A 13226-nucleotide genomic window follows, 5' to 3' on the forward strand; every position below is an offset into this window, starting at 1 on the left:
CCGTACTCCCGCAGGAGTCTTCGTGCCTTCCGCTCCAATCAACAGTGTTAAAAATCAACAATGTCCTTTAACTCAGCCAAGTATTGATATAGTATATTTTAAAACATCGGATTTTCCTCTAAATATTGATAGATGTTGTCTACTAATTCATCAGGCGTTGTTCCTGTCACTACCTCACCGTTAACTAGAGCATATAATGTGGAGGCACATTTACCACAATATCCAAGACATCCATATTCAATAATATCCAAATTTGGATCTTTTTCTAATTTTTCAAGTGCTTTTTGCGCACCATTCGCCAGATTGCTGATACAAAATTCAATGATCGGTTGAATCATTCTTTTCACCTCTCCATTACGTACCTATCCTACTATTTTTAGCATGTTCCGTCAATTATCGCGACTGCAGCTTTAGTGTCAAGAAAAGTGTGATAAGTGTTGTTATTTCGACACATTTTAGATATACTCATATGTGGTAAAAGAACAGAAAATTATTCTAAAATATATCAATTAATTCCCATTTGTTTTTTATTCTGAAATGGGTCCCAACTGAGCAAAATAAAGACATTAGATATTGGTTTAAAAAGGGGAAATACAAAAATGAAAAACCTTGTTATACTAGGCGGCGGATATGGCGGCATGAAAGTACTAAATGAACTGCTTCCAAATCATCTGCCAGAGGACGTTACGATAACGCTTATTGACCGCGTTCCGTATCATTGTTTAAAAACAGAATATTATGCTCTTGCTGCAGGAACGATTTCTGATAAGGAAATCCGGGTCGCTTTTCCAGAGCATACACAACTTAACATCAAATATGGAGATGTCATCGGGGTTAACCAAAAAGATAAAAAAGTCTTGTTAAATGGTGATGAACCTATTGCATATGATGACTTAATCATCGGCCTTGGCTGTGAAGACAAATATCATGGGGTCCCTGGTGCTGATGAATTTTCGTACAGCATTCAAAGCATTGAAAAATCCCGCCGCACCTACTCCGCATTAAATAATTTAGCTCCCGGATCAGTTGTAGGGATTGTTGGTGCAGGGCTTAGTGGTGTAGAACTGGCAAGCGAATTGAGCGAAAGCCGTGAAGATATTCAGATTAAATTATTTGATCGCGGAAAGTATATTCTTTCTGCTTTTCCAGAGCGATTAAGCAGATATGTTGAAAACTGGTTTGTGAAGCATAATGTCGAAATCATTAACAATTCTAATATAACAAAAGTGGAAGAAAATACACTATTCAATCATGATCAGCCTATCAAATGTGACGTGATTGTTTGGACAGCAGGGATCCAAGCGAATAAAATTGTCCGGGAGATGGACGGGGAAAAGGACCGATTAGGAAGGCTGGAGACAACACCTCATCATCATCTTCCTAATGATGAACATGTTTTTATTGTTGGTGACTGTGCAAGTTCCCCGCATGCTCCAAGCGCCCAATTAGCTGAAGGTCAGGCTGAACAAATTGTTGAAGTACTAAGGAAGCGCTGGAACGGTGAACCATTACCTGAGACGTTCCCTGCAATTAAATTAAAAGGTGTTCTTGGTTCTTTAGGGAAAAAGCATGGGTTCGGGATGATGGCAGACCGTGCCATCACAGGACGCGTCGCCCGCCTGCTTAAGTCCGGAATCCTGTGGATGTATAAATTTCATAATGGATGATAATCAAAGAAGCATTCCGTTTAAAAATGGAATGCTTCTTCTTTATATTGCTTTATATCCGTATTTTTCAAGCTCTGAAAAAATAGTTTTCAAACGGGGATTGCCTTCGCCAACTACTTTTTCTTTTATCACCACTACTGGATAAAACATATCTTCCTCAATAACCCGTTTGGCAAAATGATATTTTTCAGGGTCTTCCTCTGGAGGCAGCAGGATATCTACATATGTCATTTTAAAGGGCTGCTCCGGGAATTTTCTTGTAATGGCCGCATCCAGCCATTCAAACGTTTCTTTTGACGAAGGCAGGTTGACACAGCTTGGGCATAATTGTTCAGCACCGTAAAGAACAATTTCTACTTCTGTAAATTCCATAAAACCATTCCCATCTTTTTTCTTTTATTTTACAATAATTAAATGATAAAAACGAAGAAATTGTCTGCAAATGTGTGTTATCCTATTTTCTGAGAATGGATTTTTAAGGCCAATGACATTATAATATAGATAGGAAAGGAGACGATTAATATGGCAGAACAAGAAATGTTTGAACAAGTTCAGGAAGTATTAGATAAATTACGCCCATTTCTTCTTCGCGATGGCGGGGATTGTGAATTAGTTGATGTAGAGGATGGTATTGTTAAGCTTCGCTTGCTTGGTGCTTGCGGATCTTGCCCAAGCTCAACCATCACATTAAAAGCCGGCATTGAAAGAGCTCTTTTAGAAGAAGTGCCAGGCGTTGTCGAAGTAGAGCAAGTATTTTAATTTAAATCGACAAAAGCGATTGCCTTTATCAGCAATCGCTTTTTTAATTTATGCTTTCACAAAGGGTTTCCAGTCTTTATTCACAAGTGTTTTTGGCATGTTTCCTTCTAAAACTGCCATGATATTTTCTACACAAAGCTTCATCATGGCGGTTCGGGTTTCAACACTTGAACTGCCGATATGCGGAAGTGCGACTACATTTGGTAGCGATAATAATGGATGGTCCCGATTGATTGGTTCTCTTTCAAATACATCTAATCCCGCACCGGCAATTTCCCCTGCTGTTAAGGCGTCAAATAAGGCCTGTTCATCAATCACAGGACCTCTAGAAGCATTGATAAAAATAGCCGATTGTTTCATTCCGCTGAATACTTCACGGGAGAACAAGTTTTTGGTTTCTGGTGTTAGCGGTGTTAGACAAACAATGAAGTCGGATTTTTCTACAAGCTCTTCAAAAGAAACATACTTGGCACCGAGCTGCTGTTCCATTTCAGGCTTTTTTGTCCGGTTATGATAAAGAATTTCCATATCAAACCCTGTTGCACGTTTCGCAACGGTTTCGCCAATTTTCCCCATGCCTACAATCCCAATTGTTTTATGATGGATATCATGGCCTGCGAGGAGCATCGGGCTCCAACTCTTCCATTTTCCTTCTTTAACATATTCGGCTGCCTCGACAATCCGGCGAGCGGCCGCCATTAGCAATCCAAAGGTTAAATCAGCCGTTGTGTCGGTTAAAACATCAGGAGTATTGCAAACTGCAACTCCTTCAATGCTGGCTGTTTTAACATCAATATTGTCAAAACCCACAGCCAAATTAGCGACCACCTTTAACCGATTTCCATCGGTTAAAATTTGTTCATCAATTTGGTCAGATAACATGGTAAAGAGGGCATCTGCTTTTTTAGCTTCGGCGTAAAGGACCTCTTTTGAAACCGGTATATCCTCATGTTCCCACATTTTTACTTCGTATTTTTGTTGCATAGCTTCAATCATTGCCTCTGGCAGCTTTCTAGTAATGTAAATATAAGGCTTCATGCTGCGAACCTACCTCAATCCTAATTTTAGAACTCCTTGTTATTTTACCATATTATTCTGATTGAAATTTTTCAGAAATGTGTCGATTCGTGTGTTTTACACTTTGTATAGCCATTCTAACTGAGGGAGATTCAACCTTTTGACTGGAGCTCCCGAAATGTGAAAAAATCCGGCCAAAAATCGCTCATATTCGCCCGATTGTCTTAAAATTTTACTTAGCTGCTCCTCTAATACCTTCTTATCTTGCTCCGACCGAGTTATATAATAATTTTCGATACACTCAAAATAGTGGAGAGGAAAAATTAAACGCGAGTATAATAAACGCCACGAAAATGATGATAATGGAGCAACACTTTGGTATTCTTCAAAAAATTGTTTTAGGTCGACATCGTACGTTTGAAAATTGCGGAAATATCTCTCCCTTGTCCATTCAGCTAAATCCCGGCTGCGGTGATCAAATACCCAATCAAAGGGATTTTTAATAACATAATTGCCACCCCACGTTTTTTTACAAAAACGTTCATGACAGACTGTGCCGCTGTCCGTTTCGCCTGGCTCATCATCTAACTCTGTATCTACCAGGTATTGAATGGCATTCTCAGTTAAGCCCATATAATAGGGAAATGATTCAATAAACATCCGTTCAAATTCATCTTCTGGCGTTTGAAAGAGAAGGCCGTTCCAAACCTTTTCCATTTGTTCGAGACGCTTTTCCCATAATTCCTTCCACTTTCCCATCCGGCTTGACCGCTCGATTTGATAGGGAACCCTTCTCCCGCGCTCATGAAATTTAGCGAGCTTTCGCCCTAATTTAATTTTCCTCTGTTTTTCATCTGCCTGCCGATTGGCTAATACACAATATTTATTTTGTTCCCATGTCGTAATTAAATTCCCTTCCTTGGACTGCAAAAATATAGGTACATTATGGTCGCCATAATTTCGCAGATGCTCGGCAATTTTCTCTAGTTCAGAAAGATCCTCTTCTTCTCTTCCAGCAGGATTAGAGATTACATACAGCCAGCCATTGCCTCTTAAGGCGTCATAAGTATCTAATTTTATATGTTCTTGTGTCGTTATCCCATATTGATTTTCAAGCATTTTCTGAAGCATTCCAGTCCCACCTCTTTTTCATACCCTTATTAAGTCATATATATGTATCACCATTAAAAAACTTGTTGTCTTCCCGTTTTTTTTCAAAAATGAATAGGAAAAGTGGTCGATTGGAAAGATAAAATTTTGTCTAGTTCTTTTACGTTAAAATTGCATATCTTATGAAAAAAGCGTATATATATAGTGAAAATCCAAAGAAAAGGTGATAAAAGGGATGGCAGACGACAAAAAAGTAGATTTGACCGAAGAAACTGCACGCAGATGGCTAAAAGAAAGAGGCGTCCAAATTCAAGATATTGCTGATTTAGTTTTTTATTTACAAGAAAAATATCATGAAAATTTACAAATGGCAGACTGTATTGCTAATGTAGAACGTGTCCTCTCCAAACGTGAAGTGCAAAATGCCATTATTACCGGAATCCAGCTCGACATGCTTGCTGAAAAAGGTATGCTTGAGGAGCCGCTTCAATCGATCATAGGGACAGATGAAAGTCTTTATGGAGTAGATGAAATTCTTGCCTTCTCAATTGTGAATGTGTATGGATCAATTGGATTTACCAATTATGGTTATATTGATAAACAAAAGCCTGGCATCTTAGCCCATCTAAATGATAAATCAACCGGAGAGTGCCATACTTTTTTAGATGATATTGTCGGTGCGATTGCAGCCGCTGCCTCTAGCAGACTGGCGCACAGGGCAGCAAGAATTGAAAAAGAAAAAAATAGTTAAAAGGATGGGTGCATATCCCATCCTTTTTATACCTCCCATTGATCCAACGAATCAATGGCATATGTAGGTTTTCGTTTATACCCTTTAAGCAATTCTTTCGTTGTCACACCTGTATGAACTAATAGCGTGTCCATTCCGGCATTCATGCCAGCTAAAATATCTGTGTCATAATAGTCCCCGACCATAATCGTTTCTTCTTTGGCCGTTCCTAATACCTTTAAGGCCTGCTCCATAATAATCGATTCCGGCTTGCCGATAAAAATCGGCTTCGTTTGGGTAGAAACCGTAATGACGGATGTCAGCGAACCATTACCCGGCACAAGACCTCTTTCAGTTGGAATCGCAATATCACCATTCGTAGAAAGGAAAGTCGCTCCATTTCGGACCGCCAAACAAGCAACAACTAATTTCTCATAACTGATGGAGCGGTCAATCCCAATCACGACAAATTCTGCATTTTCCCCGGCAAATTGGAATCCCTTTTCTTCGAGCGCCGAGCGTAGCCCCTCTTCTCCAATAACATAAACAGAAGCATCCTTCTTGGTTTCATAAATGTAATTGGCGGTTGCCTGGCTGGTCGTAAATACAAGTTCTTCCTCTGCCGGAATATCGAAATCGCGAAGTTTTTCAGCAACCTGAGCTGGCGTCCTTGAAGAATTATTTGTTACAAATAGATATGGGATTCTATTATCCCGTAGTTTTTTAACAAAATCTGAGGCTTCCTCAATCCGCTCAGATCCTTTATACATCGTTCCATCTAGATCAATTAAATAGCCTTTATATTTTTTCAAAAACCCTCACCCCTGACTTTTAAAGGCGGAAACTGGACCTAATTCATTTGTAAGATAATCGCGGACATTTTTCGCAAAAAGAGATAAAGCCGGATGTGACTTTTCAAATTGTTCCTTTAGTTCACTATGGACGATTTCTGTATAATCTTGGACAAGATTTTTCCGGTATGGAATGAGACTTTTTAATGTATTACCCGTTTCCTGTGAAATGACTCTTTCATCCATTAAAATTTCAATGATATCGTCGTAGCTCCCGGGGTCGCGCATGATAAAACCGTCAATCATGGCATTGCCAACATCAAAAATGGCTTCTAGCATCATTTGTGTTACCCGTTCTAATGCAGCTTTTTCTAATGGTGTTGTCCATTCCGGCTGCGCAGTAAAAAGATTTATTTGTTTTTCTAAATAAACCAATGTTGTTTCCATTTTATCCCGGTCTACAAAATACATTTGCTCCACTTCCTTTTTTGTTGTCTGACTAAGTAGCAAGCCCGTTTACGAATGCAGCTGGAGGGGCATAAAAGTTTCCTTGCGCTAAATCCACTTTATTTCTCGTCAGAACCGATGCTTCTTCTTCGCTTTCAATTCCTTCAGCGACAACTAACGACCCTGCTTCTCTTGCCACAAGCAGCAATCCTTTCAGCATCGATTCCTTTAGAGAATTTAGATGAATATTTTGGATCACTGAGCGATCAATTTTGATGATATCTGGCATGATTTCACTAATCGTATTTAAACTGGAATAGCCTGCACCAGTATCATCGACCGCGATTCGAAACCCCATTAATCGTAACACTTTAATATTATAGATAAAGTTCTTTAAGCCCTCGATCGAATCGCTTTCGGTTACTTCAATAGTGATTTGCTTAGGCGAAATACTTTTATATTTTAACATAAGATTTTTTAAATCTCTTGTAAATCTTAAATTGCCAAGAGTTAAAGGTGTGCAATTCACAAATATGTCCTGGCGGCATCGCGTTGTCTTTATTTGCTCCAAGACTTTTTCAATGATAATCATTTCCAGTTCATACAGCATCCCTGTCTGCCTGGCCAGCGAAAAGAGCGGCATTGGATTTTCTAATAGGGTTCCCTGTGGTCCTCGTGTTAGCATTTCCCAAGCTCGAATTTCTTTTGTTGCTACATCGATAATCGGCTGAGCTAAGAGTTTAATGTCCTTTTTTGAAATAATTTTATTCATCGTCATGATCATTTCATTAAAACCGGATTTAGCTTTTCTTTCTGCCATAAAAACGGCCTGCATATGGGCTTTTAAAACAGAATCATGAATCGAGTAGTGTTTTTTATCAATAAACATATAACCCGTTTCTAAATAAAGCTCGACAGCAGGGTATAACATATGTAATTTCTTTTCAACATGATAGGTTATTTTATTCATAAACAAATCTATTTCTGATAAACAATCCCGATCAAAATCAACTTTTAAGAATATCGTAAAACCGTCACCATAAAAATCATGAAGAGTGATGACATCTTGACTGTTTATTTCTTTCTCAATAGAAAGTCGGAAATACTTTTTAATACTTTTTATTAGCTGTGTATAAAGGGTTTGTCCCAGTATATCATCCAATTCAGAAGAATTTTTGATATTAAAAACAATCACAGCCACTTCATGTCCAGATTGAAGGGCTGCTGCTACACCCTCTAACGCGGGATTCCGCAATATAATTGGAGGTGGGTAAAACCGAATTGACGAAAGAGGCAGTAAATTCTTTCCCCATTGCATTACACTTATTGCTTTTTCGATGTAACGACGGACCATTAAATTCATCCCTCTTCCAATCAACAATTGAGAATTTAAGTATATTGTAGCATATTTTGACAGATTTCGTATTTCCAGACATGCAATTTCACAAATTTTGTGGAAATTTCACTACTCCCCTCAATCATATAAATTTGTTAATATAGAGAAGGTGCAATAAAGTATTTTTTTAAAGGAGATTATTTTGATGAAAGAACGGTTTTTCTTATATGATGATATGGAGAATACAAAAACAAGATTTGTAAGTTTTGTCGGTGAAAACCATCGCTATGATTTAGCCATTGTTCAATCCGCACGCCATTATGGTAAACATCTTGTCCTTGATATGCAGGGAAACCGTTTTGCTATTATAGGCCACGATGACCTGCAAGAGGAAGGCTATTTAGAATATGCTTTTCAATTAAATGAAGAAGATGCAGAGGAACTAAGATCCTTTCTAATGGAATTAGTTTAAACAATTACTCATGATTTTCACTCCTTGGGCTAAACTAGGTTTTAAAAGGAGTGGAAAATATGGCGGATAAAGAGGCAGAAAAGTATACGGAATTATCCAATGTGGAAAAACAGAATAATTTCCTTACTGCTCAGGAGTTTCCCGAGGGGCCATATGGTTCGGCCCTACGAAAAGACGAGCCTGTTCAAAATAAGAGCACGCCCTGGGAAGAAGGGCAGCGGACCATTAGTGCATTTAATTATGAATTCAAGTCATTTCATCAAGATCTGCCCCGGCAGATGGAAGGAGCCCATCCGCCGCATGATGATCCGGACACGGATGTACAGGCCCCATATAACAAATAAACGAAAGGCCAGTTTTCTGGCCTTTCGTTATTTTTTTACCTTTTTCAAAACAAAATAAGCACAGCCGAAGTTGCAGTATTCATAAAGATATTCGCTGAGCGTGCTTATTTTTGTATCAAAGGTAGCTTTTTGATTTTGGTCTTCAAAAAAACCCTTTAAACGGAGCTGGCCGTAGCCCCAGTCTCCCACAATGTAATCGTATCTTGATAAAATATCGCTATATCTCCCTTTTAGGGCATCTTCATTAAAACCGTTACGATGCTCCTGCACCAATTCATACATGGTGTTGTTAATATTTATCATCCTTTTTCACCTCAATTTGCCAGACACTCTTAATTCTCATTATAACCGATTCACCATCAATTACTAAGAAAAAAAATCCTCCCTTTGGCTATTCTAATAAAAGGAGGTGTTAAGCTTGAAAAAGTCAATCATCGTCATTGGATTGTGTACGCTTACTGCTTTAACTGGATGTACAAAGGACACTAAGAATGACATTTATGAGGAAAGCGGAAATACCATTAATGTAAATAATAAGCGGCATGAGCTTTACAATGAAGGAGCCGGCAACGGCATTCGAAATGTCAGCAACAATTATGGGTATGTCCGCCACCAAAAGAGTCCGTTGATGAATGATAACACAGCCAATAATCATTATACAGCTCTTGACCGAGAACAGCTTGCTAACATAATCAGCAAATATAGTACCAACATTAATAATGTAAATGATGTAGCCACCCTTGTAACAGACCAAGAAGTTTTAGTTGCTTATGACACTAATTCCAAGGACCGAAATTTAACGGCGGATCAGGTGAAACAAACCGCAATGTCCGTTGTACCAAGATACTATCACGTTTACGTGACAGACAATAAGGTTTTAATGCGCGATGTTGAAAATCTGGCTAATCTTGATTCAACAAGCCGTAATACCCGGAATTTGGTCAATGGCTTGATTAAAGAAATGAAAAAATCTCCTCAAGGTTCACGGATGAGCACTCATGAGGACGAAAATGGACTTACTCCGGACGATCAAAACTATAACCACAAATAAGTAATAAAAAGAGTTCAGTCATCCTAGACTGAACTCTTCTTGGCTTACGCTTTCTTTGCTTCCTTTTCACCAAGTAATTGCTTATGCTTTGCAGCAGCGTTTACCTGTTCATCAGCATGGTAGGAGGAGCGCACTAACGGACCGGCTTCACAGTGGCTGAAGCCCTTACTGATGGCAATTTGCTGCAGTTCTTTAAATTCATCAGGACTATAATATTTCTCCACCCTCAAATGACTCTTGGTAGGCTGTAAATATTGTCCGATGGTCATAATATCCACATTGTTCGCTCGCAGGTCATCCATTACCTCAAGAATTTCTTCCTTTGTTTCGCCAATTCCAATCATTAAGCTGGATTTAGTCGGAATGGTTGGCTGCATTTCTTTTGCCCGTCGTAAAAATTCAAGTGAGCGGTCGTATTTGGCACGTGCTCGAACTCTTGGAGTCAAGCGGCGGACGGTTTCAATATTATGGTTTAAGATGTCGGGTTTAGCATCCATTAACATCTGTAAATTTTCTTCTTTTCCGCCCATATCGGAAGGAAGAACTTCAATGCTCGTGAATGGATTTTTCCGGCGAATCGCCCGAACCGTTTCAGCAAATACAGCAGCACCGCCGTCCTTTAAATCATCCCGTGCAACTGCTGTAACGACCACATGCTTTAAGTTCATAAGCTGAACGGAGTCGGCCACTCGTTCTGGTTCTTGCAAATCGAGTTCTGTTGGTAGCCCCGTTTTAACGGCACAGAAGCGGCAGGCACGAGTACAAGTATCACCTAGTATCATAAAGGTTGCTGTACGTCTTACAGCCCAGCATTCATGAATATTAGGGCATTTAGCCTCTTCACATACAGTGTGAAGGTTTTTTTCGCGCATCATTTTCTTCAGGCCCGTATAAGATTCATTCGTGTTCAGCTTTATTTTTAACCACTCGGGTTTACGTAATATTTCTTCTTTCTTGCTCATTTTTACACCCCTTGCAATCCACTTATGTATGGAAAATGAGTTCTTCTGTTGTCACTTTAACATACTGCCTGCCTGACGACAAGCAATCAATTCTTCTTACCAATTTTTGACCATAATGAAATTGTTTAGAAGACATAAACTAAACTTGTACATTAATCGGAAGGAGGATTCCTGCGTGAGGGTTGTTCTGATGATTGGAACTTTCCTTTTACTTTTCACCTCTACATTTGCTGTCAGGGATGCTCAAGCTAAGGAACCTGATCCCTATCAGGAAAGAATGAAGCTTTATAAAAAAGTGGAAACCGTTACACATATACCTTGGTATTACCTAGCCGCCATTGATCAATATGAAAGAAGTGTCCGTTTGGCCCGTCGTGATTTACCAAAACCAGAAGGGACCATCGCCATTTATTATCGACCTGAAGAGTGGTCTGGCTTAACGAATCCGAACCCTAAGACTAAAAATCCAGCCGTCATTCAGTTTTTTAATGGGATAGGTGTCGATGGTAATGGAGATGGTAAAGCGAGCTTAAAGAGCGATGAGGATGTTTTATACGCTTTTGCTAATTATCTTCTTTCCTATGGTGTCGATCAAGATAATATTAAAATCGGACTATGGAATTACTATCATCGTGATAAAACGGTTGGGATTATTGTTGGTAAGGCCAAAATGTACCGCCATTTTGGAAGGCTTAATTTAGATACTCAGGTTTTCCCTGTTCCAATTCGCTCCAATCACAGTTATCGCAGTACATGGGGAGATGCAAGAGGCTGGGGAGGCAGAAGAATGCATGAAGGGACTGATATTTTTGCCAATCATGGTGTCCCTGTCCGAGCCACCTGCTATGGCATAATTGAAATGAAGGGCTGGAATAAGTTTGGAGGATGGAGAATCGGCATACGTGACATTAATAATACGTATCATTATTTTGCCCATCTCAGAGGCTTTGCCGGTAATTTAAAGGTTGGTTCCATTGTTGAGCCTGGAATGGTTATTGGCAGTGTTGGAAACACAGGTTATGGGCCGCCGGGTACCTCAGGTAAATTTCCTCCGCATTTGCATTATGGCATGTATAAAGATAACGGGATAACAGAATGGTCGTTTGATCCATACCCGCATTTAGCAAAATGGAAGCGGATTGAGCGGATGAATCTAAGGAAATAAGAAAAGCGGAGGCGCCTTGATCAGCCCCGACAAGCATAAGATGCTCCCAAAAGGAAGGCGCTTTTTGCCTTCATTTTGGGAGCGGCTTATGACCTCGAGGGGCTAGGCGCTGGAGCTGGACAAATAAAGGACTTTCCACTAAGGATTGTCCTTTTAGTTTGTCGACTTTGTTTTTTTCTTTTCTTCTGGTTTAGGCAATTCGATGGATGGCAGAGCATTACTGCCATTATTATAAAATTGCGGAACATCGCCCTGAATTAATCTGCCGCCAACTGGAATTTTTTGATCCAGTTTTGTGATTTTCGTCGAAAACGGAGTAATAATTTGCACCGATACTTCTAAATGAATGGCTACATCAATCCACGTATTATTAATTCCCAGTGGTTTTGGTGTAATTTTTACATCCGGACGGACGTCCCCAATCGCTTGAAACCTCACCGGTATCTTCGGCCCAAGATTCCCAAACAAGGCCATATTGGTTGCCCGCCCAAGCGGTACGTTCCAAACAATTCCATCCGAATTCGTATTTTCTAATTCTATTTCTACGTCAGTTAATTGCTGCAGGGAAGAAAGATCCCCCTTCTCCGCAGCATTAAGATTCTTTTGGATCTGACTGGTGATCTCGGACAATTTCTGATTTACTACCTCCGTTTTTAAGGTTGCGCTAGGAGGAGCACCATCCGTGCCCGGTTCTACGGCAATTACATCACCTATCTCGACTGTCTTTTTATTTATGGCTTTTGTAATAACCTGTGAGGCTATTTTTTTGGATTGGGATTCCGCATAACTAATTAACGTCGGTTCAATGCCTTTGTTAATAATCCATATCCCAATGGCAGTAGAAAAAAGAAAAAATACAAATGATAGCAGCATAACATAACGGAAAGGCAGCGGACCTCGCTTCGTAAACCGTCGGCGAATCTTAGCCAAAACAATCACCCCTTCAAGCTATATGTATGCTATAAGATGTGGAACTAGCCCAATTAAAAAGCTTGCTTAGTTAAAAGCAAGCTTTTAAATCATTTTCAGCAAGGCGTCCCTGCCGATCATTCCTTGGTGGATTCCCAGTTCTTCTGCTTCAAATGTCACCGATTCCATTGGCGCATTTAGAAGCTGATCGATGGTTCTTACCCCGACGGCTCTTGCCGCAATAATCTTGCGGTCCTTCAATTTTTCATTTAAAAGGCCGACATCCAAGGCACCGCACATGATGTATCCTTTATCGCTTGAAATTGCAAGCAATGTTGTTTTAGGAAGTAACACGGTCACAGCCAAAAAGGTATGGCCGTCTATTTCGATTGGTGAAAGCTCAATCAATTCCTACACTCCTTTCCTCATTATCACATTATGACAATAATCGAAAAAGAGTGTATTC

Annotated in this window: 18 protein-coding genes; 7 read left to right on the forward strand and 11 right to left on the reverse strand. The window is 39.7% G+C overall.

Translation table 11 applies throughout. From position 1 onward, the window contains the following. Positions 1–98: 98 nt before the first annotated feature. Positions 99–338 (reverse strand): YuzB family protein, encoded by a 240-nt coding sequence (locus tag ACIFOT_RS14035; protein WP_430065480.1) that lies wholly within the window; start codon positions 336–338, stop codon positions 99–101. 261 nt (positions 339–599) lie between these two features. Between ACIFOT_RS14035 and ACIFOT_RS14040 the strand changes: the two genes are divergently transcribed. Continuing rightward, entirely contained in the window at positions 600–1667 is a 1068-nt protein-coding gene (locus tag ACIFOT_RS14040; RefSeq protein ID WP_430065482.1) for an NAD(P)/FAD-dependent oxidoreductase, read from the forward strand. Between the two features lie 42 nt (positions 1668–1709). Here ACIFOT_RS14040 and ACIFOT_RS14045 read toward each other — a convergent pair whose 3' ends face one another. Beyond that, positions 1710–2039, reverse strand: coding sequence for a YuzD family protein (locus ACIFOT_RS14045; RefSeq protein WP_430065484.1), 330 nt, complete (start codon positions 2037–2039; stop codon positions 1710–1712). A 150-nt stretch (positions 2040–2189) separates the two neighbouring features. Here ACIFOT_RS14045 and ACIFOT_RS14050 point away from each other — a divergent pair, with 150 nt between their 5' ends. After that, complete coding sequence (locus ACIFOT_RS14050; RefSeq protein WP_223591894.1) at positions 2190–2426, forward strand: NifU family protein; 237 nt, start codon at positions 2190–2192, stop codon at positions 2424–2426. A 48-nt stretch (positions 2427–2474) separates the two neighbouring features. On the opposite strand, the gene ACIFOT_RS14055 is transcribed toward ACIFOT_RS14050, so the two are convergent. Both ACIFOT_RS14055 and yutH read right to left on the reverse strand, forming a co-directional pair. Beyond that, positions 2475–3464, reverse strand: a complete 990-nt coding sequence (locus ACIFOT_RS14055) for a 2-hydroxyacid dehydrogenase (RefSeq protein ID WP_430065487.1) — start codon at positions 3462–3464, stop codon at positions 2475–2477. Positions 3465–3560: 96 nt separating this feature from the next. After that, positions 3561–4574, reverse strand: a complete 1014-nt coding sequence (gene yutH, locus ACIFOT_RS14060; protein ID WP_430065489.1) for a spore coat putative kinase YutH — start codon at positions 4572–4574, stop codon at positions 3561–3563. 214 nt (positions 4575–4788) lie between these two features. Here yutH and ACIFOT_RS14065 point away from each other — a divergent pair, with 214 nt between their 5' ends. Continuing rightward, positions 4789–5304: a phosphatidylglycerophosphatase A family protein gene (locus ACIFOT_RS14065; RefSeq protein WP_430065491.1), complete on the forward strand. Its 516-nt coding sequence runs from the start codon at positions 4789–4791 to the stop codon at positions 5302–5304. Between the two features lie 26 nt (positions 5305–5330). On the opposite strand, the gene ACIFOT_RS14070 is transcribed toward ACIFOT_RS14065, so the two are convergent. The 3 genes from ACIFOT_RS14070 to ACIFOT_RS14080 are packed head-to-tail and all read right to left on the reverse strand — an operon-like array spanning position 5331 to position 7875. Beyond that, on the reverse strand, positions 5331–6095 hold the full coding sequence (locus tag ACIFOT_RS14070) for a TIGR01457 family HAD-type hydrolase (RefSeq protein ID WP_430065493.1): 765 nt from the start codon (positions 6093–6095) through the stop codon (positions 5331–5333). Between the two features lie 6 nt (positions 6096–6101). Further along, a complete protein-coding gene (locus ACIFOT_RS14075; protein ID WP_430065495.1) occupies positions 6102–6545 on the reverse strand; it encodes a DUF86 domain-containing protein in 444 nt (147 codons plus the stop codon). 28 nt (positions 6546–6573) lie between these two features. Next, on the reverse strand, positions 6574–7875 hold the full coding sequence (locus ACIFOT_RS14080) for an EAL domain-containing protein (RefSeq protein ID WP_430065497.1): 1302 nt from the start codon (positions 7873–7875) through the stop codon (positions 6574–6576). Between the two features lie 187 nt (positions 7876–8062). On the opposite strand from ACIFOT_RS14080, the gene ACIFOT_RS14085 reads away from it, so the two are divergent. Then, on the forward strand, positions 8063–8329 hold the full coding sequence (locus tag ACIFOT_RS14085; protein ID WP_430065499.1) for a DUF3055 domain-containing protein: 267 nt from the start codon (positions 8063–8065) through the stop codon (positions 8327–8329). A 59-nt stretch (positions 8330–8388) separates the two neighbouring features. Next, positions 8389–8673 (forward strand): cytosolic protein, encoded by a 285-nt coding sequence (locus tag ACIFOT_RS14090; RefSeq protein ID WP_430065501.1) that lies wholly within the window; start codon positions 8389–8391, stop codon positions 8671–8673. 27 nt (positions 8674–8700) lie between these two features. Here ACIFOT_RS14090 and ACIFOT_RS14095 read toward each other — a convergent pair whose 3' ends face one another. Further along, complete coding sequence (locus ACIFOT_RS14095; protein ID WP_430065503.1) at positions 8701–8976, reverse strand: YutD family protein; 276 nt, start codon at positions 8974–8976, stop codon at positions 8701–8703. 115 nt (positions 8977–9091) lie between these two features. Here ACIFOT_RS14095 and ACIFOT_RS14100 point away from each other — a divergent pair, with 115 nt between their 5' ends. Next, positions 9092–9724 (forward strand): YhcN/YlaJ family sporulation lipoprotein, encoded by a 633-nt coding sequence (locus ACIFOT_RS14100; RefSeq protein ID WP_430065505.1) that lies wholly within the window; start codon positions 9092–9094, stop codon positions 9722–9724. Between the two features lie 44 nt (positions 9725–9768). On the opposite strand, the gene lipA is transcribed toward ACIFOT_RS14100, so the two are convergent. Then, positions 9769–10686, reverse strand: a complete 918-nt coding sequence (gene lipA, locus ACIFOT_RS14105) for a lipoyl synthase (RefSeq protein ID WP_430065507.1) — start codon at positions 10684–10686, stop codon at positions 9769–9771. A gap of 190 nt (positions 10687–10876) precedes the next feature. Here lipA and ACIFOT_RS14110 point away from each other — a divergent pair, with 190 nt between their 5' ends. After that, positions 10877–11851 (forward strand): M23 family metallopeptidase, encoded by a 975-nt coding sequence (locus tag ACIFOT_RS14110; protein ID WP_430065635.1) that lies wholly within the window; start codon positions 10877–10879, stop codon positions 11849–11851. Between the two features lie 153 nt (positions 11852–12004). On the opposite strand, the gene yunB is transcribed toward ACIFOT_RS14110, so the two are convergent. Together yunB and ACIFOT_RS14120 are read right to left on the reverse strand one after the other, a co-directional pair. After that, positions 12005–12790: a sporulation protein YunB gene (yunB, locus tag ACIFOT_RS14115; protein WP_430065509.1), complete on the reverse strand. Its 786-nt coding sequence runs from the start codon at positions 12788–12790 to the stop codon at positions 12005–12007. A 75-nt stretch (positions 12791–12865) separates the two neighbouring features. Continuing rightward, on the reverse strand, positions 12866–13168 hold the full coding sequence (locus ACIFOT_RS14120) for a YunC family protein (protein WP_430065511.1): 303 nt from the start codon (positions 13166–13168) through the stop codon (positions 12866–12868). Positions 13169–13226 lie beyond the last annotated feature (58 nt).

This window comes from Neobacillus sp. NRS-1170, assembly GCF_050468025.1.

Excerpts from the sequence above, each read along its gene's own strand:
- ACIFOT_RS14035 (WP_430065480.1), bottom strand. The coding sequence starts at position 338 with ATGATTCAACCGATCATTGAATTTTGTATCAGCAATCTGGCGAATGGT.
- ACIFOT_RS14040 (WP_430065482.1), top strand. The coding sequence starts at position 600 with ATGAAAAACCTTGTTATACTAGGCGGCGGATATGGCGGCATGAAAGTA.
- ACIFOT_RS14045 (WP_430065484.1), bottom strand. The coding sequence starts at position 2,039 with ATGGAATTTACAGAAGTAGAAATTGTTCTTTACGGTGCTGAACAATTA.
- ACIFOT_RS14050 (WP_223591894.1), top strand. The coding sequence starts at position 2,190 with ATGGCAGAACAAGAAATGTTTGAACAAGTTCAGGAAGTATTAGATAAA.
- ACIFOT_RS14055 (WP_430065487.1), bottom strand. The coding sequence starts at position 3,464 with ATGAAGCCTTATATTTACATTACTAGAAAGCTGCCAGAGGCAATGATT.
- yutH (WP_430065489.1), bottom strand. The coding sequence starts at position 4,574 with ATGCTTCAGAAAATGCTTGAAAATCAATATGGGATAACGACACAAGAA.
- ACIFOT_RS14065 (WP_430065491.1), top strand. The coding sequence starts at position 4,789 with ATGGCAGACGACAAAAAAGTAGATTTGACCGAAGAAACTGCACGCAGA.
- ACIFOT_RS14075 (WP_430065495.1), bottom strand. The coding sequence starts at position 6,545 with ATGTATTTTGTAGACCGGGATAAAATGGAAACAACATTGGTTTATTTA.
- ACIFOT_RS14080 (WP_430065497.1), bottom strand. The coding sequence starts at position 7,875 with ATGGTCCGTCGTTACATCGAAAAAGCAATAAGTGTAATGCAATGGGGA.
- ACIFOT_RS14085 (WP_430065499.1), top strand. The coding sequence starts at position 8,063 with ATGAAAGAACGGTTTTTCTTATATGATGATATGGAGAATACAAAAACA.
- ACIFOT_RS14090 (WP_430065501.1), top strand. The coding sequence starts at position 8,389 with ATGGCGGATAAAGAGGCAGAAAAGTATACGGAATTATCCAATGTGGAA.
- ACIFOT_RS14095 (WP_430065503.1), bottom strand. The coding sequence starts at position 8,976 with ATGATAAATATTAACAACACCATGTATGAATTGGTGCAGGAGCATCGT.
- lipA (WP_430065507.1), bottom strand. The coding sequence starts at position 10,686 with ATGAGCAAGAAAGAAGAAATATTACGTAAACCCGAGTGGTTAAAAATA.
- ACIFOT_RS14110 (WP_430065635.1), top strand. The coding sequence starts at position 10,877 with ATGATTGGAACTTTCCTTTTACTTTTCACCTCTACATTTGCTGTCAGG.